General features: G+C 65.2%; 19 protein-coding genes and 1 pseudogene. 10 read left to right on the forward strand and 10 right to left on the reverse strand.

From position 1 onward, the window contains the following. Positions 1–169 precede the first annotated feature (169 nt). The 5 genes from F6X59_RS08385 to F6X59_RS08405 form a co-directional block, all read right to left on the reverse strand. Positions 170–1705: a DHA2 family efflux MFS transporter permease subunit gene (locus F6X59_RS08385; RefSeq protein ID WP_152955835.1), complete on the reverse strand. Its 1536-nt coding sequence runs from the start codon at positions 1703–1705 to the stop codon at positions 170–172. Beyond that, entirely contained in the window at positions 1702–2895 is a 1194-nt protein-coding gene (locus F6X59_RS08390; RefSeq protein ID WP_152955836.1) for an HlyD family secretion protein, read from the reverse strand. Before F6X59_RS08390 ends, F6X59_RS08385 begins: the two co-directional genes overlap by 4 nt. A 30-nt stretch (positions 2896–2925) precedes the next feature. Further along, positions 2926–3399 (reverse strand): MarR family winged helix-turn-helix transcriptional regulator, encoded by a 474-nt coding sequence (locus F6X59_RS08395; protein WP_085679303.1) that lies wholly within the window; start codon positions 3397–3399, stop codon positions 2926–2928. 112 nt (positions 3400–3511) lie between these two features. Then, positions 3512–4141, reverse strand: coding sequence for a response regulator transcription factor (locus tag F6X59_RS08400; RefSeq protein WP_372240332.1), 630 nt, complete (start codon positions 4139–4141; stop codon positions 3512–3514). 12 nt (positions 4142–4153) lie between these two features. Next, complete coding sequence (locus F6X59_RS08405) at positions 4154–5560, reverse strand: sensor histidine kinase (protein WP_372240333.1); 1407 nt, start codon at positions 5558–5560, stop codon at positions 4154–4156. A gap of 194 nt (positions 5561–5754) precedes the next feature. On the opposite strand from F6X59_RS08405, the gene F6X59_RS08410 reads away from it, so the two are divergent. The 3 genes from F6X59_RS08410 to F6X59_RS08420 all read left to right on the forward strand — a co-directional run bounded on the left by F6X59_RS08410 (position 5755) and on the right by F6X59_RS08420 (position 10334). Then, entirely contained in the window at positions 5755–7377 is a 1623-nt protein-coding gene (locus F6X59_RS08410; protein WP_152955837.1) for an acyl-CoA synthetase, read from the forward strand. An 18-nt stretch (positions 7378–7395) separates the two neighbouring features. Beyond that, positions 7396–9165, forward strand: a complete 1770-nt coding sequence (locus F6X59_RS08415; protein ID WP_152955838.1) for an acyl-CoA dehydrogenase C-terminal domain-containing protein — start codon at positions 7396–7398, stop codon at positions 9163–9165. Positions 9166–9326: 161 nt separating this feature from the next. Further along, on the forward strand, positions 9327–10334 hold the full coding sequence (locus F6X59_RS08420) for a FecR family protein (protein WP_152955839.1): 1008 nt from the start codon (positions 9327–9329) through the stop codon (positions 10332–10334). 4 nt (positions 10335–10338) lie between these two features. Here F6X59_RS08420 and F6X59_RS08425 read toward each other — a convergent pair whose 3' ends face one another. After that, positions 10339–11658, reverse strand: coding sequence for a Na+/H+ antiporter family protein (locus F6X59_RS08425; protein ID WP_152955840.1), 1320 nt, complete (start codon positions 11656–11658; stop codon positions 10339–10341). Positions 11659–12181: 523 nt separating this feature from the next. On the opposite strand from F6X59_RS08425, the pseudogene F6X59_RS28935 reads away from it, so the two are divergent. Together F6X59_RS28935 and F6X59_RS28940 are read left to right on the forward strand one after the other, a co-directional pair. Further along, positions 12182–13249 (forward strand): annotated as a pseudogene (locus F6X59_RS28935) (HAMP domain-containing protein); the annotation flags it as partial. Positions 13250–13351: 102 nt separating this feature from the next. After that, on the forward strand, positions 13352–14107 hold the full coding sequence (locus F6X59_RS28940; protein WP_372240334.1) for a methyl-accepting chemotaxis protein: 756 nt from the start codon (positions 13352–13354) through the stop codon (positions 14105–14107). 54 nt (positions 14108–14161) lie between these two features. Here F6X59_RS28940 and F6X59_RS08435 read toward each other — a convergent pair whose 3' ends face one another. Next, positions 14162–16090 (reverse strand): S8 family serine peptidase, encoded by a 1929-nt coding sequence (locus F6X59_RS08435; RefSeq protein WP_152955842.1) that lies wholly within the window; start codon positions 16088–16090, stop codon positions 14162–14164. 157 nt (positions 16091–16247) lie between these two features. Between F6X59_RS08435 and F6X59_RS08440 the strand changes: the two genes are divergently transcribed. The 5 genes from F6X59_RS08440 (at position 16248) to sfnR (ending at position 21255) form a co-directional block, all read left to right on the forward strand. Further along, positions 16248–17264 carry an ABC transporter substrate-binding protein gene (locus tag F6X59_RS08440; protein WP_152955843.1) on the forward strand — a complete coding sequence of 339 codons (1017 nt, stop codon included), beginning with the start codon at positions 16248–16250 and terminating at the stop codon, positions 17262–17264. Then, positions 17261–18109, forward strand: a complete 849-nt coding sequence (locus F6X59_RS08445) for an ABC transporter permease subunit (RefSeq protein WP_346654377.1) — start codon at positions 17261–17263, stop codon at positions 18107–18109. Before F6X59_RS08440 ends, F6X59_RS08445 begins: the two co-directional genes overlap by 4 nt. Before the next feature lie 281 nt (positions 18110–18390). Beyond that, a complete protein-coding gene (gene msuE / locus F6X59_RS08450; RefSeq protein WP_152955844.1) occupies positions 18391–18951 on the forward strand; it encodes an FMN reductase in 561 nt (186 codons plus the stop codon). Positions 18952–18960: 9 nt separating this feature from the next. Further along, positions 18961–20145, forward strand: a complete 1185-nt coding sequence (locus tag F6X59_RS08455; RefSeq protein WP_152955845.1) for an acyl-CoA dehydrogenase family protein — start codon at positions 18961–18963, stop codon at positions 20143–20145. 9 nt (positions 20146–20154) lie between these two features. Continuing rightward, a complete protein-coding gene (gene sfnR, locus F6X59_RS08460; protein WP_152955846.1) occupies positions 20155–21255 on the forward strand; it encodes a sigma54-dependent transcriptional activator SfnR in 1101 nt (366 codons plus the stop codon). Between the two features lie 27 nt (positions 21256–21282). Here the strand turns inward: sfnR and F6X59_RS08465 are convergent, their stop codons facing one another. From F6X59_RS08465 to F6X59_RS08475, 3 genes are all read right to left on the reverse strand, one after another. After that, positions 21283–24051 (reverse strand): RHS repeat-associated core domain-containing protein, encoded by a 2769-nt coding sequence (locus tag F6X59_RS08465; RefSeq protein ID WP_178120054.1) that lies wholly within the window; start codon positions 24049–24051, stop codon positions 21283–21285. Positions 24052–24139: 88 nt separating this feature from the next. Continuing rightward, entirely contained in the window at positions 24140–25522 is a 1383-nt protein-coding gene (locus F6X59_RS08470) for an MFS transporter (RefSeq protein ID WP_152955848.1), read from the reverse strand. After that, positions 25519–26730, reverse strand: a complete 1212-nt coding sequence (locus F6X59_RS08475) for an acyl-CoA dehydrogenase family protein (protein ID WP_152955849.1) — start codon at positions 26728–26730, stop codon at positions 25519–25521. The genes F6X59_RS08470 and F6X59_RS08475 overlap by 4 nt, the downstream gene beginning before the upstream one ends. Positions 26731–26740: the final 10 nt, after the last annotated feature.

The following is a 26740-nucleotide window of genomic DNA, read 5'->3' on the forward strand; positions in this document are numbered from 1 at the left end:
TGACGGGCATCCATGCCCGTCACCTCCCTCCGCAAGACCTGCGTTCGGCCTCCTGAAGTCGCAATCTGCGTCGCCTGAACTATCGCGCACTTAGAAGCCAAAGCAAAAGCAGAGCAAGAGCAAGAGCAAGAGCAAGAGCAAGAGCAAGAGCAAGAGCAACGCTACTGCTTCAATGCCCCGCCGAAGCTGGCCCCGCTTTGGCAGTAAACGGCGGCTTGGCCAACCACACCAACAATATCAACCCGGCAAACACCCAGGTCATCAAGGTAAAGTAATCCACCGTCGACATCATGTACGCCTGCGCATTGACGATCTGCTCCAGCTGCGCATAGTTCTGCGCACTCGCCCCGCCCAACTGCTCCAGCGTATGCCGCGTCGCCGGGTCGAACTGGCTGATGTGCTCGCTCAAATAGGCATGATGCTGGTCCGCCCGACGAATCCAGATCCACGTCGTCAACGAAGCCGCAAAACTCCCCCCCAGCGTGCGCAGGAAAGTCGCCAGCCCCGAACCATCAGCAATCTGGTGCGGCGGCAAATCCGACAGCAAAATGCTCAACGTCGGCATGAAGAACAGCGCCACGCCAATTCCCATGAACAACTGCACCAGGGCGATGTGCTGGAAGTCCACCTCACTGGTGAACCCTGCACGCATGAAGCAGCTGGTGCCAATCGCCAGAAACGCCAGCCCCGCCAACACCCGCAGGTCGAAGCGATGCGCGTACTTGCCCACGAACGGCGACATGATCACCGGCAGCAAACCGATCGGCGCCACCGCCAGCCCCGCCCAGGTGGCGGTGTAGCCCATCTGCGTCTGCAGCCACTGCGGCAGGATCAGGTTGATACCGAAGAACCCCGCATAACCACCGACCAGCACAATGGTGCCGACCCGGAAATTGCGGTGCACGAACAACCGCAGGTTGACCACCGGGTGGCGGTCGGTCAGCTCCCAGATGATGAAGATCGCCAGGAACACCACCGAAATCAGCGTACCGATAATGATGAACGACGACTCGAACCAATCCAGGTCATTGCCCTTGTCCAGCACCACCTGCAACGCCCCCACGCCGACGATCAGCGTCAGCAGGCCGATGTAATCCATCGGCTGGCGGCTGGTCACCACCGGGCGCGTGCGCATCTGCTGGCGCACTACGGCAGCGGCGAACAGGCCGATCGGCACGTTGATGAAGAAGATCCACGGCCAGCTGTAACTGTCGGTGATCCAGCCACCCAATATCGGCCCGGCAATCGGCGCCACCACCGTGACCATCGCCAGTAACGCCAACGCCATGCCCCGTTTCGCCGGCGGGTACACGGCAATCAGCAAGGTCTGGGTCATCGGGTACAACGGCCCGGCCACCACACCCTGCAACACCCGAAAGCCCACCAGTTCCGGCATCGACTGGGCAACACCACAGAGAAACGATGCCAGCACGAACAGCAACGTGGCCCAGATGAACAGCTTCACCTCGCCAAAGCGCCGGCTCAGCCAGCCGGTCAGCGGCAAGGCGATGGCGTTGCTCACCGCAAACGAGGTGATCACCCAGGTGCCCTGCTCGTAGCTCACCCCCAGGTTGCCGGAAATGGTCGGCAGCGCCACGTTAGCGATGGTGGTATCGAGCACCTGCATGAAGGTCGCCAGCGACAGGCCGATGGTGGTCAGCAGCAGGCTCGGCGGCGTGAACTGCGCCGGGGCGTTGTTGCTCATCGCTGCGCCGTCTTGCCGGTGGCGCTGTTCTCGTGGATCAGCCGGGCGATCAGGTTGTCGGCCTCGACCAGCTGGCGGTCATACACCTGGGTGGTGTAGCTGGCCTGCTGCGGAGGCTGCTGGGCCAAGGTCGGGCCGCTCTGGTCGTGCAGGTCGACTTCGACCACGGTGGACAGGCCGATACGCAGCGGGTGGTCCTTGAGCTGGTCGGGGCTGAGGTGAATGCGCACCGGCACCCGCTGGACGATCTTGATCCAGTTGCCGGTGGCGTTCTGCGCCGGCAACAGGGCGAAGGCGCTGCCGGTACCGGCGCCGAGGCTGTCGACCGTGCCGCTGTATTTGACCTCACCGCCATACAGGTCGGCGCTGACTTCCACCGGCTGGCCGATGCGCATGTCGCGCAGCTGGGTTTCCTTGAAGTTGGCGTCGATCCACACCTCGTTCAGCGGGATCACCGCCATGGTCGCGGTGCCGGGCTGCAGGCGCTGGCCAAGCTGCACGGTGCGTTTGGCCACATAACCGGTGACCGGCGCCACCAGGGTGGTGCGGGCGTGGTCGAGGTAGGCCTGGCGCAGGTCGGCCGCAGCCGCCATCACCTCAGGGTGCGAGGACACCACGGTGTCGTCGACCAGCGCAGTGCTGGTGTTGAGCTGCTGGCGTGCGCTGTTGACGGCGGCCTGGGCCACGGTCAGGTCGTCACGGGCATGGGAGATCTCTTCCGCAGCGATTGCGCCGCTGTCGGCCAGCACCTTGCGTCGATTGTAGTTCTGCTGGGCCTTCTGCAATTCGGCCTGGCGGGTTTCCAGCTGGGCCTTGAGCGCGTCGACGTTGCTGTACAACCCGCGCACCTGGCGCACGCTGCGCGCCAGCTTGGCTTCGGCGGACTGCAAGGCCACTTCGCTGTCGGACGGGTCGAATTGCAACAGCACCTGGCCGGCATGCACCAGGTCGCCGTCATCGGCGCCGATGCTGGTAACGGTGCCGGTCACCAGCGGGGTGATCTCCACCACGTTGCCATTGACGTAGGCGTCGTCGGTGCTTTCGTGCCAGCGCCCGACCAGGCTGTACCAGGCCCAGGTGCCGGCGCCAGCGAGCAGCACCAGCAACATCAGGCCGAGCAGCCAGGCCTTGCGCTTGCCCGACGCTGGCGCGTCGGCGGGGGGAGTTGCGGTGTCTGTGGGAGTGGCCATGACAATACCTTGGAATATGCGTAACAGGGATCAACGATCGCCGAAGCGGCGGATCGTCAGAGGGTCGCCGGCACCCAGCAGAACCTTGGCCAGCAAACCTTCGAGGGTCTTCAGCTCGTCTGGCTGCAACACGCCGACCAGTTCGTTCATCGCCGCCGCGCCGATCTCCGGCAGGCGGTCAGCCAGGCGCTGGCCGTCGGCGGTCAGCGCCAGGCGCACCTGGCGGCGGTCATCGGCGCAGCGGTTGCGCAGGATCAGGCCCTTCTGCTCGAGGCGGTCGAGCATGCGGGTCATCGAACCGCTGTCCAGGCCCAGGTAGCGACACAGTTCGGCCGGGGTATCCACCTCGTACTGGGTGACGATGATCAGCACCTTGAACTGTGCGGCGGTGACGCCCTCCGATTCGAGGTGCCAGTCGAGAATGCGGTCCTTGAGGATCGCCGCACGGCCCAGCAGCATGCCGATGGCACAGGTCTGGAAGTTTTCCGGGGTGAAATGGGACATCGGGGTCTGCTCGGGCAATTGTTTAAAAATATTACTGCCTAGGCAGTGAATGTCAAAGCTTTGATTAGGGGGCTATGCAAATTTTCATGAAACGGCCGTTGCCGGCAACGTTTCACCGCGCACGCAAACCCAGCGCCTCCACGGCCCCGCAGGCGATCGCCATGCCCACCAGTTCGGCCAGGCTGCCCGCCTGCAAGCGCTTCATCACCCGCCCTCGGTACAGGTCCACGGTCTTCACGCTGATGCCGAGGCGCTCGGCGATCTCGCGGTTGCTCAAGCCTTGGGCCAGCGGCACGAAGACATCGCGCTCACGCGGCGTCAGGGCATCCACGCGTGCCTGCACCGCGGCCAGCACCAGGTCGTCCTGGCGCGCCTGCCCTGCCCGCTCCAGCGCGGCCTGCACACTGTCGAGCAGCAACTGGTCGCTGTAGGGTTTCTCGATGAAGTCGCTCGCCCCGGCCTTGAACGCCCGCACCACGATCGGCACATCGGCATGGCCACTGACGAAGATCACCGGGATCTGCTGGCCGCGCTCGCGCAGCGCCTGCTGCACCGCCATGCCACCCAGCCCGGGCATGCGCACATCCAGCAGCACGCAGGCCGGCCCATCATCCACGCAGGCATCGAGAAACGCCTGGCCGCTGGCGAACGGCACGCCCTGCAGGCCCACCGATTCCAGCAACCACACCGTCGAATCACGCATGCCCTGGTCGTCGTCGACTACATACACCTTCGCTTGCACCCTGCTCTCTCCTTATCCCCGGTTCACTGCCAGACGGCAGCACAGCACCAGCTCACCCGCCTCACCCGCACGCGCCCAGAGGCTGCCGCCGAAACCTTCGATCAGGCTGCGGCTCATGCTCAAGCCCAGGCCCAGGCCATCGGCCTTGCTGGTACTGAACGGGGTGAAGATCTCATCCAGGCGCTCGGCGGCCACGCCCGGCCCCTGGTCGGCGACCTCGATCAGCACCCCGTCGCCCTCGCGCACGGCGCCCAGCAGGATACGTGACGGCTGCGCGCCATGCTGCTCGCGGTTGGCCTCGATGGCATTGCGCAGCAGGTTGAGCAGCACTTGTTCGAGCAGTACCCGGTCGGCGAACACCGCTGGCAATTGCCCGCCGATGCGCAGTTCGACAGCGACCTGGTCACGTGCCGCCTCCCAGGCGCACAGGCGCATGGCTTCAGCCGCAACTTCGGCCACCTCCACCGCCTGCAGACGCCGCGGCCCCTTGCGCAGGAAGGCGCGCAGGCGGCGAATCACCTCGGCGGCGTGGGTCGCCTGCTCGGTGATGCGTTGCAGGCCCTGGCCGACCCGCTCACGCGCCTGCGGGTCGCGCTCCAGGCCTTGCAGGTAGCGTTGGCTGGCATTGGCATAGTTGACCACCGCAGCCAGCGGCTGATTCATCTCGTGGGCGATCCCCGACGCCAGTTCGCCCAAGGTGGCAAGCCGGGCGCTATGGGCCAGGTTCTCCTGGGCCTCGATGCGCAGGGTGATGTCACGCGACACGCTGACCACCTCCACCACCGCACCGGTGTAGGTTTCACGGATCGCCCGGCTGGCGATCTCGAACCAGCGATACGCGCCGCTGGCATGGCGGACGCGGCAGGTCATGGTGTGATAACCGTCCTGGTCCAATGCGGCACCGGCCTGGCGCAGCACCTGGCGCCGCTCGTGCGGGTGCAGCAGGGCCCGTACCGGCATGCCGCGCAGCTGCTCCGGCCACAGGCCAAGCAGGCGGTAGGCGGCTGGCGAGGCATCGAGGAAACGGCCGTCCGGGCTGTGCCGGGAAATGAGGTCGGTGGTGTTCTCGATGATCAGCCGATACAGGCGCCGCGCGCGGCTCGCCTCACGGGCGCCTTGGCGCTCCTCGCTGGCATCGCGGCAGCGCACCAGCACCCGCTGGCCCTGGTCATCGGGGATGAAGGTCCACAGCAGAATGCGATCGCCGACCTGCTTTTCCACATCGGCGATTGCCCGGTGCTGACGCAGGCAGGCACGCACCAGCGCCGCACAGTTGCCCGGCAGCCAGTCGTTGAGCACCGCGCCTGCGCCAATCAGCGCCTGCAAAGCCGGGTTGCTTGCCAGGGCACGGGCATCGGCGGCCAGCAGCACACTGGGTTGTGGGTCCTTGGCGAGCAAGGGTGAAAGGGTCTGGTCCACTGTCGGCGCTCGTTCTTATAGTAGTTTTACTATATTGCTATAGTCGATATTCCATCTACGATAGCGGTTCGCGTAAAACTGCGACAGGGGCAAGCGGCCATCGGCGCGCTGCCCGCACCCTGATCAGAGCTAACAATCAGCCACCGGGGGGCCACACGCACAGGCTGCGTCTGCCTCCCCTACAGGATTACCGTATGTCGATCTTCGCCCAGGGCCTGATGCCCGCTGCCGTCAACCACGTCGCCCTCACCCCGCTGAGCTTCATCGAACGTACCGCTGCCGTGTACGGCGATTACCCGGCCGTGATCCACGGCGCCATCCGCCGCAACTGGCGCGAGACCTACCAGCGCTGCCGGCGACTGGCCAGCGCCCTGAGCGGGCGCGGTGTCGGCCGCGGCGACACGGTGGCGGTGATGCTGCCGAACATTCCGGCCATGCTTGAAGCGCACTTCGGTGTGCCGATGATCGGTGCCGTGCTCAACACGCTCAACGTGCGCCTGGACGCCGAGGCCATCGCCTTCATGCTGCAGCATGGCGAAGCCAAGGTGCTGATCACCGACCGCGAGTTCCACGGCGTGATCGCCGCCGCCCTCGCCTTGCTCGAACACCCGCCGCTGGTGGTCGACGTGGATGACCCCGAATACGGCGAAGGCCGTGCGCTCAGCGAGCTCGACTATGAAGCGCTGCTGGCCGAAGGCGACCCGGACTTTGCCTGGGAATGGCCCGAGGACGAATGGCAGGCGATTTCGCTGAACTACACCTCGGGCACCACCGGCAACCCCAAGGGCGTGGTCTATCACCACCGTGGCGCCTACCTGAACGCCATCGGCAACCAGATGACCTGGACCATGGGCCACCGCCCGGTGTACCTGTGGACCTTGCCGATGTTCCACTGCAACGGCTGGTGCTACCCCTGGACCATCACCGCGCTGGCTGGCACCCACGTGTTCCTGCGCCGGGTCGACCCGCAGAAGATCCTCACCCTGATCCGCGAACACCGGGTCAGCCACCTGTGCGGCGCGCCGATCGTGCTCAACGCCCTGGTCAACATGCCGGAGGCCGCCAAGGCCGCCATCGACCACCCGGTGCAGGCCATGGTCGCCGGCGCCGCACCACCGGCCAAGGTCATCGGCGCGGTCGAGCAGATGGGCATCCGCGTCACCCACACCTACGGCCTGACCGAGGTCTACGGGCCGGTCACCGTCTGCGCCTGGCATGACCAATGGGACGAACTGCCGCTGGAGGAACGGGCGCGGATCAAGTCGCGCCAAGGCGTGCGCTACCCCACCCTCGACGGCCTGATGGTCGCCGACCCGCAGACCCTGCAGCCGGTACCGCAGGACGGCAACACCCTGGGCGAGATCTTCATGCGTGGCAACACGGTGATGAAGGGCTACCTGAAAAACCCCGAGGCCACCGCCGAGGCCTTCCGCGGCGGCTGGTTCCACACCGGCGACCTGGCCGTGTGGCACGCCGACGGCTACGTCGAGATCAAGGACCGGCTCAAGGACATCATCATTTCCGGCGGCGAGAACATCTCGACCATCGAAGTCGAGGACACCCTGTACAAGCACCACGCCGTGCTGGAAGCCGCCGTGGTCGCCCGCGCCGACGACAAATGGGGCGAAACGCCCTGTGCCTTCGTCGCCCTCAAGCCCGGCCATGAGCAGACCCGCGAAAGCGACATCATCAGCTGGTGCCGTGAGCACATGGCCGGGTTCAAGGTGCCGAAGACCGTGGTCTTCGGCGAGCTGCCCAAGACCTCCACCGGCAAGATCCAGAAATACGTCCTGCGCGACCGCGCCAAGGCCCTGTGAACCGTTATCGAGCCTGACATGACCGACTACACCGCTCCGCTGCGCGACATGCGCTTCATCCTCCATGACGTGTTCCAGGGCCCGGCCCTTTGGGCACGCCTGCCCGCCTTGGCCGAGCGCGTCGACGGCGAAACCGCCGACGCCATTCTCGAAGAGGCCGCCAAGGTCACTGGCCAGTTGATCGCCCCGCTCAGCCGTAACGGCGACGAGCAAGGTGTGCACTTCGACGCCGGTAACGTCACCACCCCGCAGGGCTTTCGCGACGCCTGGCGTACTTACCGCGAAGGCGGCTGGGTCGGCCTGGGTGGCAACCCCGAATACGGCGGCATGGGCATGCCGAAAATGCTCGGTGTGCTGTTTGAAGAAATGCTCTACGCCGCCGACTGCAGCTTCAGCCTGTATTCGGCGCTGAGCGCCGGCAGCTGCCTGGCCATCGACGCCCATGCCAGCGAAGCGCTCAAGGCCACCTACCTGCCGCCGCTGTACGAAGGCCGCTGGGCCGGTACCATGTGCCTGACCGAGCCCCACGCCGGCACCGACCTGGGGCTGATCCGCAGCCGCGCCGAACCCCAGGCTGATGGCAGCTATCGCATCAGCGGCAGCAAGATCTTCATCACCGGTGGCGAACAGGACCTGACCGAGAACATCGTCCACCTGGTGCTGGCCAAGCTGCCGGACGCCCCGGCCGGGGCCAAGGGCATCTCGCTGTTCCTGGTGCCCAAGTACCAGGTCGAGGCCGACGGCAGCCTCGGCCCGCGCAACGCCGCACACTGTGGCTCGATCGAGCACAAGATGGGCATCAAGGCCTCGGCCACCTGCGTGATGAACTTCGACGGCGCCAGTGGCTACCTGGTCGGTGAGCCGAACAAGGGCCTGGCGGCGATGTTCACCATGATGAACTACGAGCGCCTGTCGATAGGCATCCAGGGCATCGGCTGCGCTGAAGCGTCGTACCAGAGCGCCGCACGCTACGCCAACGAGCGCCTGCAAAGCCGCGCCGCCACCGGCCCAAAGGCGTCTGAGAAGGCCGCCGACCCGATCATCGAACATGGCGATGTACGGCGCATGCTGCTGACCATGCGCGCCCTCACCGAAGGCGGCCGCGCCTTTGCCGCCTATGTCGGCCAGCAGCTGGACCTGGCACGCTACGCCGAGGATGGAGGTGAACGCGAGCATGCCCAGCGCCTGGTCGCGCTGCTGACCCCGGTGGCCAAGGCGTTCTTCACCGACAACGGCCTGGAAAGCTGCGTGCTTGGCCAGCAGGTGTATGGCGGCCATGGCTACATCCGCGAGTGGGGCCAGGAGCAACGGGTGCGCGACGTGCGCATCGCGCAGATCTACGAAGGCACCAACGGCATCCAGGCCCTCGACCTGCTCGGGCGCAAGGTGCTGGCCGATGGTGGCCAGGCCCTGGCCTGCTTTGCCGCCGAAGTGCGGGCCTTCAGTGCCGGGGCACCGCTGCACCGCGAAGCCCTGCAGGCCAGCCTGGCGCGCCTGGAAGCCACCAGCGAATGGCTGCGGGCACGGGCACGCGAGGAGGCCAACCTGGTCAACGCCGTGGCCGTGGAATACCTGCACCTGTTCGGCCTGACCGCCTACGCCTACATGTGGGCGCGCATGGCGGCGGTGGCCCAGGCCAGGCACGCCGAAGACCCGGCCTTCCATGGCGCCAAGCTGGCCTGTGCGGCGTTCTTCTTCCAGCGCCTGCTGCCGCGCAGCCTGGCCCTGGATGCCAGCATCCGCGCCGGTAGCGCCAGCCTGTACGCGATGGCAGCCGAGCAGTTCTGAGCCGGCAAGGGAGCGCTTCGTGCTTGCCGCGAAGCGTTCTCAATCGCTGGAAATCCCTTGCGAAACCGACGAAAAACACACATAACTGATAGTCATTCGCCATTACCTCGGTTCTCGGGAGCCCCTTTGCAGGGGTAGAATGCGCAAAACCCGGAGCCACGATGAACCAAGACCGCCACAATCCCAGCCCAGACGATGCCATCACCGACGCCGCCGCGCACTGGTGCATGCGCCTGCACGCCGACGATTGCACGCAGGTCGAACGTGAAGCCTTCGCCCGCTGGCTGGCGGCCGACACGCGTCACGCCGAGGAATACCAGGCGATGCTGGAAATCTGGCAAACCGCCGAACTGTTGCCGCGCACCGCCACGGTCATCGACTTCAACCCGCCTGCGCGGCATGTGCCACGGGCACGCCACTGGCGGCCACTGGCGTCGGCAGCGGCGCTGGCCCTGCTGGTATTGCCGCTGGCCGGTTGGGTGGGTTGGGAGCAAGGCTGGTTGCCCAACCACTATCAGCACTTCGAAGCCGGTAACGAGATGCAGACCGTGCAGTTGAGCGACGGCAGCACGGTCGAGCTCAATCTCCATACCGAACTGACCTACCTCAACTACAAGGACCAGCGTCAGGTCACACTCAAGCGCGGCGAGGCCTTCTTCAAGGTGCAGCACGACAGCAGCCACCCGTTCATCGTCCGCGCCGGCCGCGGCCAGACCCGCGTCACCGGCACCCAGTTCAACGTCTGGAAGTACCAGGACCAGGTCAAGGTCACGCTGGTGCAGGGTTCGGTGCTGGTCAGCAGCGATGGCAGCGCTGGCGGCTACCGCCTTGGCCCTGGCATGCAGGCCAGCTACCACACCGGGGATTTCGAGCCGCAACTGGCCGAGAACAGCGACTACGACAACAGCCTGGCCTGGCGCGACGGCAAGCTGGTGCTCGACAACCTGAGCCTGGAACAGGCCCTGCCGGTGATCAACCGCTACCTCGACGCCCCGCTGCTGCTGGCCGACCCCGGCACCGGGCGCATCCGCATCAGCGGCATCTACAACACTCGCGAGGTCGAGCGGCTGGTGGACAACCTGCCCAAGGTGCTGCCGATCTACCTGACCCGCAGCAAGGACGGCAGCACCGTCCTCAACAGCATCTCACCGCCCCCCACCAAGGGCTGACACCTTACAACGTCATCGCTGCCAGCCAGCCGAACGCCAGCAGCGGCAAGTTGTAGTGAAGGAAGGTCGGGACCACGGTGTCCCAGATGTGATGGTGCTGGCCATCCACGTTCAGCCCCGAGGTCGGGCCGAGGGTCGAGTCCGACGCCGGCGAGCCGGCATCGCCCAGGGCACCTGCGGTACCGACGATGCACACCGTGGCCAGCGGGTCGAAGCCCAGTTGCACGCACAGCGGCACGAAGATCGCCGCCAGGATCGGCACCGTCGAGAACGACGAGCCGATGCCCATGGTCACCAGCAACCCCACCAGCAGCATCAGCAAGGCGCCAATGCCCTTGCTGTGGTCGATCCACTGCGCCGAAGCCTCGACCAGGCTGTTGACCTCACCGGTCGCCTTCATCACATCGGCAAAGCCTGAGGCGGCGATCATGATGAAGCCAATCATGGCCATCATCTTCATGCCTTCGGTGAACAGGTCGTCGGTGTCCTTCCAGCGCACGATGCCCGACAGCGAAAAGATCAGGAAGCCGACCATGGCACCGATGATCATCGAGTCCAGCCACAGCTGCACGATGAATGCCGCGGCAATCGCCAGCCCCGCCACCAGCAGGGTCAGCGGGTTGTACTGCACGCTGACCTGCTCGACCTGCTCGATGCGCGCCAGGTCGTAGTCGCGCTTCTTGCGGTAGCTGATGAACACCGCCAGCAGCAGGCCGACGAACATGCCGGCGGCCGGGATGGCCATGGCGTGGGTGACATTGACCCCGCTGACATCGACCCCGGCCCGGGCGACGTTGGCCAGCAGGATCTCGTTGAGGAAGATGTTGCCAAAACCCACCGGCAGGAACATGTACGGCGTGATCAGGCCGAAGGTGATGACGCAGGCGATCAGCCGGCGGTCGATGCGCAGGCGGGTCAGCACGTACAGCAGCGGCGGCACCAGCAACGGGATGAAGGCGATGTGGATGGGCAGGATGTTCTGCGACGACACCGCCACCACCAGCATCAGGCCGATCAGCAGCCATTTGACCTTGCCGCCGTTGGCATGGCCCTGGCGATCGATCATGTTCAGCGCGCGGTCGGCCAGGGCATGGGCCAGGCCCGACTTGGCGATGGCCACGGCGAAGGCGCCGAGCAGCGCGTAGGACAGTGCCACCGTGGCGCCGCCACCGAGGCCGCCGTTGAAGGCCTTGAGCGTGCCTTCGATGCCCAGCCCGCCCACCAGGCCACCGGCCAGTGCGCCGATGATCAGGGCGATGACCACATGCACGCGGGACAGGCTGAGTATGAGCATGATGCCGACGGCGGCGATCACTGCGTTCATGGTTTGGGGTTCCTCATAGCGGCAGACAAAAAAGCGCGCACTGTGACGGAGTGGGAGTTGGATGTCAAAAGCGCCATGTTGCGGCGCATTTCGCTGGCATTTTAAATTGAATGTTTGAATAAAGAAAAAAGCGCCAGGGCCGATATAGGGGGAAGCTCAGAGATGCCTGCCTTTAGGTTTTCAGCGCCTGTGAGATCGAGCGCCGCGCGGGCGGCGCTCGATCTCACAGGCGCCAAACACCTCAAGCCAAACACCTCCAAGCCCCACCGCCAAACCCTTACTGACAAAAAAAGGGATTCCCCACATGCCTTTGCGACAACTTTCCATCCAGTGGAAGATCACCCTGCTCGCCGGTCTCTGCCTCGCCAGCATCGTCACCCTGCTCGTCGGCCTTTCACTGTACCGCATGGACCACAGCTCGGACCTGGTCAAGGCCAGCAGCATGCAGATGCTTTCCGAAGCTGCGCAGTCGCGCATCGAGTCGCAAGGTGAAGTCCAGGCGCTGAACATCCGCCGCCAGTTCATGGACGCCTACCAGTACGGCGCAGGCTTCTCGCGCCAGGTGCTGTTCCTGCGGGAACAGGCGGAAAAACGCTTCCTCGACGCCTTCGACCTGCGCGAAGACCTGACCCGCCAAGTGCGCGCCGCACTGCAAGCCAACCCCGACCTGCTCGGCCTGTCGCTGGTGTTCGAACCCAATGCGCTGGACAACAAGGACAGCCTGTTCGCCGGCAAAGCCGAGCTGGGCAGCAACGAAACCGGGCGCTTCTCCCTGTACTGGTCGCAGCCACGCGCCGGCCAGCTGACCGCCATGGCCCTGCCCGAACACGACTTGGCCAACACCGAGATCGGCCCAAGCGGCCAGCCGGCCAACACCTGGTGGACCTGCCCGCGCAGCACCGGCAAGGTCTGCGTGGTGGAGCCGTATTTCTACGACATCGACGGCCAGCGCGTGCTGATGACCAGCATCGTCTTCCCGCTGGCAGTCAACGGCAAGATCATTGCCACCCTGTCCATCGATATCAACCTCAACAGCCTGCAGGCCCTGAGCCAGGATGCCAGCCGCAGCCTCTACGAAGGCCGCACCACGGTCGGCATCCTCAGCCCGGTCGGCCTGCTGGCTGGCTACAGCGCCGACGCCAGCAAGCTGGCCCAGCGTTTCGACCAGGTCGACCCGCGCCAGGGCGCCGAGCTGGTAGGCAAGCTGGCCACTGGCAAGCTGAGCACCCTCCACGACCAGGCTCGCCTGAAAGTGCTGGCGGCCTTCGAACCGATCCCCGGTGCCCAACCCTGGGGCGTGCTGCTGGATGTGCCGGAAAATGCCCTGACCGGTCCCGCCGAAAAGCTCAAGCAAGAGCTCGACACCCTGAACACCAGCGGTACCCTGCTGGAGCTGGGCCTGGGCCTGGCCGCAGCGATCGCCGGCCTGCTGCTGGTCTGGCTGATGGCCCGTGGCGTGACCAAACCGATCCTCGGTGTGGCAGCGATGCTCAAGGACATCGCCAGCGGCGAAGGCGACCTGACCCGCCGCCTGACCTACGACAAGCGCGACGAACTCGGCGAGCTGGCCGGCTGGTTCAACCGCTTCCTCGACAAGCTGCAACCGACCATCGCCGAGGTCAAGCGTTCGGTGCAGGCCGCCCGCGGTACCGCCGACCAGTCCTCGGCCATCGCCACTGAAACCAGTGCCGGCATGGAGCAGCAATACCGCCAGGTCGACCAGGTGGCCACCGCCTCCCACGAAATGAGCGCCACCGCCCAGGACGTTGCCCGCAGCGCTGCCCAAGCTGCGCAAGCCGCCCGCGAGGCCGACCAGGCCACCCGCGAAGGCCTGGCGGTGATCGACCGCACCACCACCAGCATCGATGCCCTGGCCGCCAACATGAGCGAGGCCATGGCCGAAGTCGAAGGCCTGGCGCAGAACAGCGAGAAGATCGGCTCGGTGCTGGAGGTGATCCGCTCGATCGCCGAGCAGACCAACCTGCTGGCGCTCAACGCCGCCATCGAGGCGGCCCGTGCGGGTGAAGCCGGCCGTGGCTTTGCCGTGGTCGCCGATGAAGTGCGCAACCTGGCCCAGCGCACCCAGGAGTCGGTGGAAGAAACCCGCCAGGTGATCGAAGCCCTGCAGACCGGCACCCGCGATGTGGTCGGCAGCATGGACCACAGCCATCGTCAGGCCCAGGGCGGTGTGGAGCAGGTCAGCCAGGCGGTGACCGCGCTGCAGCGCATCGGCCAGGCGGTGAGCGTGATCACCGACATGAACCTGCAGATCGCCTCGGCCGCCGAAGAACAGAGCGCGGTGGCCGAAGAGATCAACAGCAACGTCGCGACGATCCGCGATGTCACCGAATCGCTGTCCGGCCAGGCCAACGAGTCGGCGCGGGTCAGCCAGTCGCTGAACAGCCTGGCCAACCAGCAACAAGCGCTGATGGACCAGTTCCGCGTCTGATCCCCCGCCCGGCCCCGGGCCGCCGTGCCAAGCGCACAGCGGCCCGGGCACGCTTCACAACTCGTCATGCGCGCTCAGGAAACGACCACTACCCATTAGCTGGTCAAGCAACAGCAATGCCCCCTGCACATTGGGCCTGGCCCCCATTGGCAATACCTCGCTGCCGGCCTCGCTGGCATCGTCATAGCCCGACGCCATGACCAGCAGGTGCATCTGGTCGGCGTTCAGGTAGATATGGTGCTGCCCGATGGCATAGGACTGGATCAGGCTCAAGGCGCCGGTCACCATGGGCGTTGCCGATGACGTACCGCTGTAGCTGGCGGTGTAGTCGCGATCATCGCCGGGCTTGTCCTGCAGTTTGCCGTAGGACAGGGTCATCACGCTGTCACCCCAGGCATTGAGCATGCGGTAGCGATAGTGATGGTTGGAGAACTGATGCGCCTTGCCATCCCAGGATTGGCAGGCGCCCACCAGAATCGCTCCGGCATCGCCGTGATCTTTGAAGTGAGGCCAGTGCGAAAGGTCGACTCCCTGCCCGGTCACACTGCCGATTCGCTCGTCCGTCCGATTGCTGCCATTGCACGCTGCGGCCAGCACCACTGCACCTCGCTCGGTCAGGCTGCGGACCGTGTCCCACCAGGCGTAGTCATGTACGCTCGGCAGGAAGGTGTAAGGGTCGTTGACGTTGGCGGTCTGGCGATTGATCCCGACGATGTCGCCTGGCTCCACCTGGCGCAGCAGGTCCTTGAGGGTACGCAGATGGCCTGCGCCATCCGTCGCCCGATTGTGATAGACGAACAACTCGCTCTGATGGCAGATGCCGGTGACCCCGAAGTGGTTGTTGGCCGCCAGCAACAGGCCAACCGAAGCCGTGCCATGCCGGGGGTTATCATTGGGCTCCAGTGCAACGATCTTCAGCGCGGGGTTGTTGCGCAGGTCTTCATGATCGGGGAACAACCCCCCATCGCTGAAGTGGACTCTTGCCCCTTTGCCCCTTACCTGCTGGCTCCACGCCTGGCGCACATTCAAGCCCTGCCAGCGCCCGCGAGGGGCGTCCAGATAATCCTGGCGCGGCTCATAGTCCGGGGTGGGCAAGGCATTCTCGTACGCACGATCGCCAGCCACCACTGCAACGCCGGTCAGCAAGGTCGCCAGTGCGCCGGCCACGAATAGCACGACAGGGTGCGGGTCAGGTTGCTCGGCCAGGAACTGTATCGTCTGCACGTAGTCGAGCGAGGCCAAGGTCCGCGACAGTGCCAGGAAGGTATCATTGAGCATGCTGCGCGGTTGCTCGATCAGACCGTACGCGGCAAGCACCTGCAAGCGTGGATTGTCCTGCTCGTGCGCGGCCAGCAAGGGCCGCAGTTCGATCACCTCGCCGAGTTTCGGCCACAGACGCGCCAGCATCGAGTGCGACTGAGGCTGGAGGTCGGCGAGTAACTGATCGACACCGCCTGGAGCAAACCTGACCAGCAGCGGCGGCAGTGATGTGCCAACAGCCGAGTGGCCGGCAGGTTCACTCAGCTGGGCGAAAGGCTCATCGAGCGATGGGGCAGTCGCCGGTTCCGCCAACGCACGGCGACGACGGCGCAGCGGCACGGCATCCACAACGCTTCGGGTCAGATCCTGCTCGGTGATGACCAGCGTCAGTGGCTCAAGGTCGATCACGCCAAGCGCGCCCGGTGGCAAGCCGTGCGCCAGGGCCTGGGCATCGAGCAGGATGACCCTGGGGCTGATCCGGTAGGTACCCGAGCGGGCCGCGGTGAACAGCGTCGCCGGGCATCCATGGTCGACCAGCGCCCCACTGAATGCCATGGAGACGCTCGACTCACCCGTCAGGTGTACCGGCCCCTCCGGCTCGATACGCTCCAGTTCATAGCGGATGCGTGCAACCTTGTCGAGATCGCCGCCGGCACATCGGACATGAAACTTGCCGTCGAAACGAAGGTTGCGGTAGTACACGAAATCCAGATCGAGGTTCATTGGCCTGCGCTCCTCAAGGGCATGACGAGGTGTCATGCGCCGCTGGATTGTTCCCCCCGGGGCCCCCTCGCTAGCATGCCGAAAGCCTTCCTGGCGGGCCGCTCCGATCCGTCGTCTACACTTGCTCCACCCAAGGCACGCTAACGACGAGGCCCCGATGAAGAAACTTCCAACGCTGCTGGCGAGCCTGCTGCTCGCCATCGGCCTGGCCAGCACCGACAGTGCCGCATCGGCAGAGCAAGCCAAACCCATCCACTTCGGCGCCATCGGCTGGGAAAGCGGCGCCCTGACCACGGAAATCCTGCGCCACATCGTCGAACATGGTTACGGCTACCCCACCGACACCCTCCCCGGCAGTTCCGTGAGCATGGAAGTGGCGCTGGCCCGCAACGACCTGCAAGTGATAGCCGAGGAGTGGGCCGGGCGCAGCCCCGCCTGGGTCAAGGCCGAACAGGCCGGCCAGGTGTTCGCCCTGGGCGACACGGTGAAGAACGCCGAGGAAGGCTGGTGGGTACCGGCCTACGTGATCAAGGGCGACCCGGCTCGCAAACTCGAGCCGCTGGCCCCAGACCTGCGCAGCGTCGACGACCTCAAGCGCTACCCGCAGGTATTCCGCGACCCCGAGATGCCAGACAAGGGCCGCTTTCTCAACAGCCCCAGCGGCTGGACTTCCGAGACCGTCAACAGCCAGAAGCTCAAGGCCTATGGCCTGGACGGGCTGTACAACAATTTCCGCAGTGGCTCGGGCGCGGCGCTGGACGCCGAAATCAGCTCGGCCATCCGCCGCGGCCAGCCGGTGCTGTTCTATTACTGGAGCCCCACCCCGCTGATTGGCCGCTACGACCTGGTGCGCCTGCAAGAACCCCCCTTCGATGCGGCGGCCTGGGCCACCCTGACCGACGCGAAAAACCCCCACCCGAAAGGCAGCCAGTCGCTGCCTGCGAAGTTGTCGATCGGTGTGTCCAAAGCATTTCGCGAGGGCTACCCGGACCTGGTGACAGTATTCGAGAAAGTCGAACTGCCCCTCGACCGGCTGAACAAGGCCCTGGCCGAGATGAACGAAAAGCGCCAGCCACCCACCGATGCCGCGAAGGCGTTCCTGCGCGCCAACCCCGATGTGTGGAAGGCCTGGCTGCCCGCTGACGTGGCCGGCAAGGTCGAGGCCAGCCTGTGAGCACGGGCTTCCCCGAAGCCCTGCAACTGTCCTTTGCCGACACCATCAACCGCCTGGTCGACTGGCTGGTGCTGCACTACGGCGACCACCTGCGCAGTGTCTCCGACCAGCTGCTGCAAGTGCTGGTCGGCCTGGAGAACCTGCTACGCCTGATGCCCTGGTGGCTGCTGTTGCTGCTGGTCGGCCTGCTCGCCTGGCACGCCAGCCGCAGCCTGCTGCGCAGTGCGGTGCTGGTCGCGCTGCTGGCGTTCATCGGCGTGCTCGGGCTGTGGGACAAACTGCTGCAGACCCTGGCCCTGGTGTTGGTCAGTACCGGCCTGTGCGTGTTGATCGGCGTGCCCTTGGGCATCCTCCTGGCCACCCGCCCGCTGGCCCGGCGCCTGCTGTTGCCGGTGCTGGATGTGATGCAGACGCTGCCGGCCTTTGTCTATTTGATCCCGGTGCTGATGCTGTTCGGCCTGGGCAAGGTGCCGGCAGTGTTCGCCACCTTGATCTATGCCTTGCCGCCGCTGGTGCGGTTGACCGAGCTGGGCCTGAGCCAGATCGACCCCTCATTGCTGCAAGCCGCCCACGGCCTGGGTGCCGGCCGCTGGCAGCGGCTGCGGCGCATCGCCCTGCCGCTGGCGCTGCCGAGCATCATGGCCGGCCTCAACCAATCGGTGATGATGGCCTTGTCGATGGTGGTGGTGGCATCGATGATCGGTGCCCGGGGGCTGGGTGAGGATGTGTTGGCAGGGATCCAGACGCTCAATGTCGGCCAGGGCGTGGAAGCCGGGTTGGCCATCGTCGCGCTGGCCATGGTGATCGACCGCATCAGCCAGGCGTATGGACGCAGCACTCGGTGATACCTGCACCGGCCTCATGCACCCCAACAAAATAGGCATAAGAATATAAATTCTTATTCTTTTTTAACCAAATTCAATTCCGCTATAACTCTCCCAACTGTACAGCCGCCAACACCCGGCCAACTGTCTGCAGCGCAACACCCGATCAACAAACAACGCCCACAAGGCAACAGCGGCAGCGCATCAGTATTCGCAACCTGTTGATCCATAACGAATTAATAAATCGGCACGACGATTGCTCAAGCAAAGTCCCCCGCTCAACAAGAACCGGAGACCTGCCCATGAGCACCCCATTGAACGTCGTAGCCCTGTCTGGCGGTACTAGCCGCCCATCTCGCACCTTGGCCCTGACCGAGGCCATCCTCGCCGAACTCGGCCAACACCTGCACATCAAGCCGCAGCTGATCGAACTGGGCGATATCGCCCGGCCACTGGGCGCCGCGCTGTGGCGCAGCGAACTGCCCGAAGCGGTGGAGCAACAACTGCGTCTGGTGGAAAAGGCCGACCTGCTGGTGGTGACCACGCCCGTCTACCGCGGCAGCTTCCCCGGCCACTTCAAGCACCTGTTCGACCTGATCGGCCAGGACGCCCTGGTCGACACGCCCGTACTGCTCGCCGCCACCGGTGGCAGCGAGCGCCACGCGTTGGTACTCGACCACCAGCTGCGCCCGCTGTTCAGCTTCCTGCAGGCCCTGACCCTGCCGATCGGCGTCTACGCCAGCCAAGCGGAGCTTGCCGACTACCAGGTTTCCAGCGACGCCCTTGGCGCACGCATCCGCCTGGCCGCCGAGCGCGCCGTGCCGCTGTTCGGCGCCCATTACGCACTGCGTCAAAGCGCCTGAGGAACCGCCATGAATGCACCTTTGCATGCGGCCCGTCCGGCCCTGGCGGTAGCGCGCGAACTGGCCGCACAGTTCGCCCAGACCGCAGTGGAACGTGACGAGCGTGGTGGCACGCCCAAGGCCGAACGCGATGCCCTGCGCGACAGCGGGTTGCTGTCGCTGGTCATTCCCCAAGCCTATGGCGGCCAGGGTGCAAACTGGCATGACACCTTCGAGGTGGTGCGCGAGTTCGCCCGGGTCGACAGTTCGATCGCCCACGTGTTCGGCTTCCATCACCTGATGCTGGCCACCGTGCGCCTGTTCTCGCGCCCTGAGCAGTGGCAACCGTGGTTCGAGCAGACCGCGCGCAAGCACTGGTTCTGGGGCAACGCCCTCAACCCGCTGGACACCCGCACCGTAGTCAGGCACCTCGACGGCTGGTGCGAGTTCTCCGGCAAGAAGAGCTTCTGCTCCGGCGCCAGCGACTCGGAAATGCTGATCGCCTCGGCGGTGGACGAGCGCGCAGGCGGCAAGCTGCTGATCGCCGCGATCCCCAGTGGGCGCACCGGCATCACCCTGCACAACGACTGGAACAACATCGGCCAGCGCCAGACCGACAGCGGCAGCGCCACCTTTGAACGGGTGCGCGTCGAACACGCCGAACTGCTGCTCGACCCTGGGCCGTTGAGCACGCCGTTCGCCGCCCTGCGCCCGCTGATCGCCCAGCTGCACTTCGCCAACCTGTTCCTCGGCATTGCCGAAGGCGCCTTCGACGAGGCGCGCCAGTACAGCCTGAAGGAAAGCCGCCCATGGTTCCGCTCGACGGCCGCCAGCAGCGCCGAAGACCCTTACGTGCTGCGCCACTATGGCGAGTTCTGGGTGGGCCTTGAGAGCGTGCGCCTGCTGATCGCCCGCGCCGCCCGCCAGCTCGACAGCGCCTGGGCCAAGGAACAGGCGCTGAGCGCCGAGGAACGTGGCGACCTGGCCCTGGCCATCGGCACCGCCAAGGTCGCGGCCACCCGCCACGGCCTGGACATCTGCAACCGCCTGTTCGAGGTAACCGGCGCCCGCGCCACCCACGCCTCGCTGCGCTTCGACCGCCACTGGCGCAACCTGAGGACGCAAACCCTGCACGACCCGGTGGATTACCGCATCCACGAGCTCGGCGAGTGGGCCCTCGGCGGCAAGCGCCCCGCCCCATCCTTCTATTCCTAAGGATCGCTCATGCAACTGCTGACCCTCCCCCCGTCACCGACACTGGCTACCTCGATCAGGGCGACCGCACAGGTCTTCGAAGACCCCAGGTCGCAGGCGCTGCTCGCCCACCTGCAACAGGTCGCCCCCAGCGAGGCCAGCGTCCTGATCATTGGCGAAACCGGCACGGGCAAGGAGCTGGTCGCGCGCCACATCCACAACCTCAGCGGCCGGCGCAACGGCCCGTTCATCGCGGTCAACTGCGGTGCGTTCTCCGAATCGCTGGTCGAAGCCGAACTGTTCGGCCATGAAAAAGGCGCCTTCACTGGCGCCTTGGCGGCCAAGGCTGGTTGGTTCGAAGAGGCCAACGGCGGCACGCTGTTCCTCGACGAAATCGGTGACCTGCCGCTGCCGATCCAGGTCAAGCTGCTGCGCGTGTTGCAGGAGCGCGAAGTGGTGCGCCTGGGCTCGCGCAAGAGCATCCCGATCAATGTGCGGGTGCTGGCCGCGACCAACGTGCAACTGGAAAAAGCCATCAACGCCGGGCATTTCCGGGAAGACCTGTACTACCGGCTGAACGTGGTGACCCTGCAGCTGCACCCGCTGCGCGACCGCCCGGGGGACATCCTGCCGCTGGCCCGGCACTTCATCCGCAGTTACAGCGAGCGGCTGGGCTACGGGCCGGTGGAACTGAGCCCCAAGGCCCAGGCCAAGCTGGTCGAGTACAGCTGGCCAGGCAACATTCGCGAGCTGGAGAACGTCATTCACCACAGCCTGCTGACCTGCGGCGACGGGCTGGTGCAGGCGCAGGACCTGCGACTGTCCAACCTGCGCCTGGAGCGCCAGGAGGAAGCGCCCGTGAACCCTGGCGTGGACGATCTGCTGCTGCAGGCATTCAGCCGGTTGTATGAGGAGCAGCCTGGCGATTTGTACGAGAAGGTCGAGAATGCCCTGCTGCGTTCGGCGTATCACTTCTGCCATTACAACCAGGTGCATACCGCGCAGTTGCTGGGGCTGTCGCGCAACGTCACACGTACGCGGCTGATTGCGATCGGGGAGCTGGTGGTGAACAAACGCCGGGCGCAGGAGCTGCAGGTGCTGGATAACCGAGTGGTGCGGTTGTCCATCTGAGTTTTCCTGTGCCGGCCCATGCGCGGGCTATCTGTGGGCGGCACGCTGCGGCCCGGCGCCGTCCCGCCAATTTTGCAGACGCCCAACAAGCCCGCGCCAGAACCGAGGCCCTCGAACGGGCCTTGCACCGCGGCAGTACAGATTATCAACGGAGGAATAGTGCAATCCCCGGGACTCGAGCGATTGCAGCACGTCGCGGACATTGACCGGTGCGTTTATCAATAGGACATCGACCTCATTGTGATTCGCCATCCGCTCCATCTTCATCTTGAACGGCGCTCGCTCATACTCTTTCACCGTCTCACTTGATCTCTTTCCTGGCGCCAGCTCTGCCAATGTATAGTTAGAAACATTGTCACCCCGCAAAAGCCGCTCTCTCACCGGCCGCTCACCTTTGACGAAAGACTCAAGCGAGTTCGGTGACGCCGGTTCGGTAGCGACTATAGCCATGAAGCCGTTTTCAGTGAAAAAGTTCATGTTGGCTGGTGCGGTAAATACTCGTTCTACATGCTGGCCATCCGTGGCCGGCGTAGCAACTGGTTTGCCATGGGAGATAATCTTGAGCCGCTTTGGCTGCGCGGCCCCCCGATACAAGGTGAATTGATCCGTTTGAATGACCCGCTCATTTGGAACCAGGCTCATCTCACGTGCGCGCACCTGAAAAGTTTCCCGGATCATGTCGACAAGCTGGCGCGGTGGCGCCTCGAAATGCGAACCTGGGTTAGCATGCTCGGTAGCCAAATCCTGCGAATTCTTGCCATCAGGGTCGACGGCTGAAGTCGGATTGTTCCTGACCATCCGGTACAGGTTGAGACCGTCCACGATGCCAGCAGGATCGGCGCTCAGCCAACGTCCGACCCAAGGTTGGTAATAGCGCCAGCCGTAGTAGTACAGCCCGCTGACATCACGTTCCTTGCCGGAATAGCGCAAGCACTTGTAGCTCGCCTCGGTCGCGGAACGCCCGGTAAAGATGGCTGTCCCCCCGTACGGATAGAACTCTTCCTGACTGATGACGCTGCCCTTGCCGTCCGTCTCCAGCAGGGAGCTGCCGCTCAGGTCATCATGGCTGAAGCGCCATTGATCATTTTCGACCCCAGCCGGCTGGCCGACATGCCAACGCAGCACCCGCACCTGGGCGCGACCAGGCTCACCCATGGTGACTATCTGCAGCGCCTCCGTCTGTGCGCCTCCAATGAATGTGGAACGCAACTCCAGCCCAGGCAAATACACAACCCGCTGCCCCATTCTGGCACCAGCCGTTTCTCGCGAAGTCAGCTTCAACACCCGCTGTCGGTCGCCGGCGTAGCGATAACCTTCAAAATCGTCATCTGCGCCTTCACGGGTGACAGGCGACACCTGTTGCAACTCGCCGCGTGGCGTCCAGAGCAGACGCTGCCCCGGATAAAGCAAACGCTGCTGGCCTCCAGCCGTGAACATGCCCTCCACTTCCCGCGGATTCGGCGTCAACGCGCTCAACACCACGCGATTACTGCGATCGCTCACAGTGAAATCCGTGGTGTAGCTGTTGCCAGTGGCCGGCCCGCTGTGGCGAATCTGCATCAGGTTACCTCCCGCATCGTAGCGATAGGTGCGGGTGTACTGGCTGTAGGTCGCGTGGTCGTAGGTGATGAACGCATGCCTCGCCAAGGCCATTTCACGACCACTGGCGCGCACCAGTTGACCAAGGCTGTCGTAGACATACTGGTTGCCCGCTTCAATCTTCTGCCCACGCCAGAAGCGGGTCGCTTGGGCATTCGCCACGCGCAGGACATTACCTGCCGGATCATAGGTGTAAGCCAGGTCCAGCAGCACTTTCAGTTCGGGCTCCCGCACCGTCGCGATGCCCAGCAGGCGAACGGTGCGGGCCTCGAAGCGATAGCGGGTGAACAGACCATTGCCGTGGGCCTCGCTCAGCTTCTGCCCGGCTGCACCGTAATTGAGTGCCTTGACAACAGCCTGCTCAGCACCTGCCTGCAGCGTCAACCAGGTCGCGGCAAGCCGCCCGGCCAGGTCATAGGCCATACGCTGCACATGGCCCGCCGCATCCTCATGGTTCAGCGGCGTGCCCATCGCATCCAGCGTACTCAAGGTGATGTGCCCCTGATGCTGCGGAACCAGCATTTCATCCCAGGCCGATGGGTCCTCGCCTTGCCAGTCAACCTGCGCACCGATATCGTCCGCCTCGGTCATCAACCGCCGGCTGACGCCAGACGGTACGCCGCTCAGGGCAACACTGAGAATCTTCATCTGCCCTGCCGTGTCGTAATGCAGAATTGATACCCCTGCCAGATTACGCTGCTGGTGCTGTAGGTCCGGCCCGGCGTAGACACGACGCTCGGCACACCGGAGGGGGGCACCAGCTGCCTGTTCGGTCATGGCCACCAGCCGCCCGGGAAGGCCCTGCAGCTCGTAGTGCCAGTACTGGGTTACAGCCTGGCTGTAATCGTCCGCCGCCATGTCAGGCGTGGCGATGTGGGCGACACGCAGCAATGGCTGGCCGGCAGTATCTGTAAGCTGCAGGCAGGTTCCGCCATCCACGCTCTGCCAACGTACAGCGTTGCCCGGTAAATCGTAGCGCCCAACGACGTTGACAACCCCGGCCCGACTCAGCAGCGGATCTGCGCTGCATGCAAGGTAACCACGCGCGTCCTGGCTGTGCTTCGTGACGAGCGCTTCTGTCCCCTGCGGCGTGTCCGGATGGCGGCTATAGACAAGATCACGCACCAGAAGCCCGCGACTGTCACTCACACTCACGTTTGGAGTGTTTCGATGCACCTCACAGGCTCTGTTGTCCATAGCCAGCTCCATTGCGCCACAGTGGAACGTTAGCCGAACGCGCGGGTAGGAGCTACTGACAAAAATGCCAGGGCGATACGGCCTCGATTCAGCCCGCCAAACGCCGGAACACCAGTCCGGATGCTCCGCACACCCCAGCGCACAGCAGCATCACCGTGGCAATGTCGGCCACCGAGGTTTCACTGCGCCCGTCCAGCACGGCCAATAGCCCCAGCATCACCCCGGCCAGGCTCACCGACATGGCCATGGTCAGCTGCACCGACATCGCCGACAGCGAACTGGCCGCCGCCGAACGCTCACCTGGCACGTCCTGGTAACTGGCAGCCCCCAAGGTCGAGAATTGCAGTGACCGCACCAGGCCTGCTGCGAACAGCACCAGCGCCATCAGCCAGACCGCGGTGTCGCGATCAAAACCGGCACACAAGGCAATCCCCGCAGCGCTGAGCACGGCGTTGCAACTGAGCACCCGCCGATAGCCATAGCGCCGCACCAGCGGCACGGCCAGCAGCTTCATCAACAGCGCACCCACGCCACCGCTGACCACCAGCCAACCGGCCGCCAGCGGGCTCATGCCCAGGCAGTTCTGCAACAGCAGCACGATCAGGAACGGTTGCGCCGCCGAGCCCAGGCGAAACAGCCCGCCCCCGGCCTGGGCCACGCCGAAACTGCGCAGGCGCAACAGCGACAGATCGACCAGTGGGCTGGGGTGCCACCGGGCATGCAGCAGGTAACCCAAGGCGCAGGCCAGACCACCGGCAACCAGCGCCAGCGCCCAGGCCTTTGGCAATTGCCCCAGCCCCAGCGACTCCAGGCCGAACACCAGCATGGCCAAGGCACCACCACTGAGCAGCAGGCCGCGTACATCCAGCGGCGGCACCGGCCGTGCCGGGTAGTCCGGCACATGGCGCAGGACCAGCCAGCAGCCGACCAGGCAGATCGGCAGGTTGACCAGGAAGATCCAGTGCCATGACAGCACCGTCACCAGCAGCCCGCCGAGCAGTGGCCCGATCAACGGCCCGACCAGGGCCGGCAGGGCCAGCCAGGACATGGCTTGCAGCAGCTGTTCGCGGCTTGACCAGCGCAGGATGATCACCTGCCCCACTGGCGTCATCAACGCCCCCGCCGCCCCCTGCAGCATGCGCCCCAGGCACAGCTGCCAGAGCGTATCGGCCAGGGCGCAGGCCAGCGAGGCGGTGGTGAACAAGCCCATCGCCAGCAACATCACCCGGCGCGGGCGAAAGCGTTCGGCGGCCCAGCCACTGACCGGCACGCACAGTGCCAGGGCCAGCATGTACAGCGACACCACCAGGTTCATGCGCAGCCCTGGCTCGCCGAAGTCCGCGGCCATCTGCGGCAAGGCAGTCATCACCGCCGTGCTGTCGAGCAGCTCCATGAACAGCGCGGCGCCAATGATCACCGGCACCTTGGGGCTTTGCAGGTGGCCGGCCAGCAGGGCCGGCTGGGCGGTCAAAACAGCCCCGACACAGGTGGGCGGGTGCCTTTGAGCTGCCAGACACCGACCACCGCCGCCTTCCACTGGCGCGGGTTGTGGTTGGCCACGGTACGGGCATTGCGCCAGTGCCGGTCAAGGTTGTGCTGGCGGCCGGTGGTGGAGGCGCCACCGACGTCGAACAGGGTTTCAGCCGCCTTGAGCGCCAGCTCGGCGACCAGATACTGGGCCTGCGCAACCTCAATGGCGGCCTGTTCTACGGCGGCATCATCCAGCTGCGCCAGCCAAGCCCTGTCGATCGTCGCTGCGGCCTTGAGTACCAGCGCCTCGGCGCCATAAGCGCGGGCAGCGATATCGCCTACCGACAGCTCCACATACGGGTCATCCACTGAACGGCTGGCCGTGCTGTGCTTGATTGGCCGGGCATGCTCGCGGGCGAAACGCGTGGCATCAGTCAGTGCGTTGCGGGCGATGCCGGCCAGGACGGTGCCGAGAAACAGCTGCAGGAACGGCGTGACGATCGTGCGCTTGCCCTCCTCCACGGTACGCGTGCGAATCTCGCTGGCCTCGACCCGCACATTGCGCAGGTGCGTGGTGCCACTGGCCGTCAGGCGCTGGCCCATGGCATCGAAATCGTCGACCAGCTCCAGGCCCTCGCGGTCACGCGGCAGGATGAACGACACGGGTTGCTCATCCTCATCCAATGCCACCGCGCTGACGTAATCGGCGAACAAGGCGCCGGTGCTGTAGAACTTGCTGCCGTTGGCGCGGTAGTGCTCGCCGTCACGGACCAGGCGTGCCGCAATGGCGCCGTTGGCCCCGCCCAGTTCCCAGCCAGCGTTGCCGATCACGGCGCCTTGCAGGTAACGGGCAAACCAGCGTTCACGCTCCTGCTCGGCGCCCTCGCCCTGGGCGACCAGCAGGCCTTCGACGAAAGCGAAGCCCGGGCGCAGGGCCTGGGCGACGTTGGAGTCGACCGCGGCGATCTGCAACAGCAGTTCGATCACATCGCTGACGGCGCCCCCAGGGCCGCCGTAACGGGTAGGGATCCGCACGGTGTAAAGCCCGGCTGCCGCGAGCTGGGCGATGGCTTCATGAGGCAGCTGGCGTTCGCGTTCGCGCTGTGCGGCGCCTGCGCCGATGGCGGGCAACAGGGCAAGGATGCGGGCCTTGAGCTGCGCAACATTGGTCGCCGGAGCCTGGGTTGGGAAACGTTGGAAAGTGGTCATGGTTCAGTCC

This window comes from Pseudomonas sp. MN1F, assembly GCF_009391885.1.
In the GTDB taxonomy this organism is placed as follows: Bacteria; Pseudomonadota; Gammaproteobacteria; order Pseudomonadales; family Pseudomonadaceae; genus Aquipseudomonas.

Excerpts from the sequence above, each read along its gene's own strand:
- F6X59_RS08385 (WP_152955835.1), bottom strand. The coding sequence starts at position 1,705 with ATGAGCAACAACGCCCCGGCGCAGTTCACGCCGCCGAGCCTGCTGCTG.
- F6X59_RS08390 (WP_152955836.1), bottom strand. The coding sequence starts at position 2,895 with ATGGCCACTCCCACAGACACCGCAACTCCCCCCGCCGACGCGCCAGCG.
- F6X59_RS08395 (WP_085679303.1), bottom strand. The coding sequence starts at position 3,399 with ATGTCCCATTTCACCCCGGAAAACTTCCAGACCTGTGCCATCGGCATG.
- F6X59_RS08410 (WP_152955837.1), top strand. The coding sequence starts at position 5,755 with ATGTCGATCTTCGCCCAGGGCCTGATGCCCGCTGCCGTCAACCACGTC.
- F6X59_RS08415 (WP_152955838.1), top strand. The coding sequence starts at position 7,396 with ATGACCGACTACACCGCTCCGCTGCGCGACATGCGCTTCATCCTCCAT.
- F6X59_RS08420 (WP_152955839.1), top strand. The coding sequence starts at position 9,327 with ATGAACCAAGACCGCCACAATCCCAGCCCAGACGATGCCATCACCGAC.
- F6X59_RS08425 (WP_152955840.1), bottom strand. The coding sequence starts at position 11,658 with ATGAACGCAGTGATCGCCGCCGTCGGCATCATGCTCATACTCAGCCTG.
- F6X59_RS28940 (WP_372240334.1), top strand. The coding sequence starts at position 13,352 with ATGGAGCAGCAATACCGCCAGGTCGACCAGGTGGCCACCGCCTCCCAC.
- F6X59_RS08435 (WP_152955842.1), bottom strand. The coding sequence starts at position 16,090 with ATGAACCTCGATCTGGATTTCGTGTACTACCGCAACCTTCGTTTCGAC.
- F6X59_RS08440 (WP_152955843.1), top strand. The coding sequence starts at position 16,248 with ATGAAGAAACTTCCAACGCTGCTGGCGAGCCTGCTGCTCGCCATCGGC.
- msuE (WP_152955844.1), top strand. The coding sequence starts at position 18,391 with ATGAGCACCCCATTGAACGTCGTAGCCCTGTCTGGCGGTACTAGCCGC.
- F6X59_RS08455 (WP_152955845.1), top strand. The coding sequence starts at position 18,961 with ATGAATGCACCTTTGCATGCGGCCCGTCCGGCCCTGGCGGTAGCGCGC.
- sfnR (WP_152955846.1), top strand. The coding sequence starts at position 20,155 with ATGCAACTGCTGACCCTCCCCCCGTCACCGACACTGGCTACCTCGATC.
- F6X59_RS08465 (WP_178120054.1), bottom strand. The coding sequence starts at position 24,051 with ATGGACAACAGAGCCTGTGAGGTGCATCGAAACACTCCAAACGTGAGT.
- F6X59_RS08475 (WP_152955849.1), bottom strand. The coding sequence starts at position 26,730 with ATGACCACTTTCCAACGTTTCCCAACCCAGGCTCCGGCGACCAATGTT.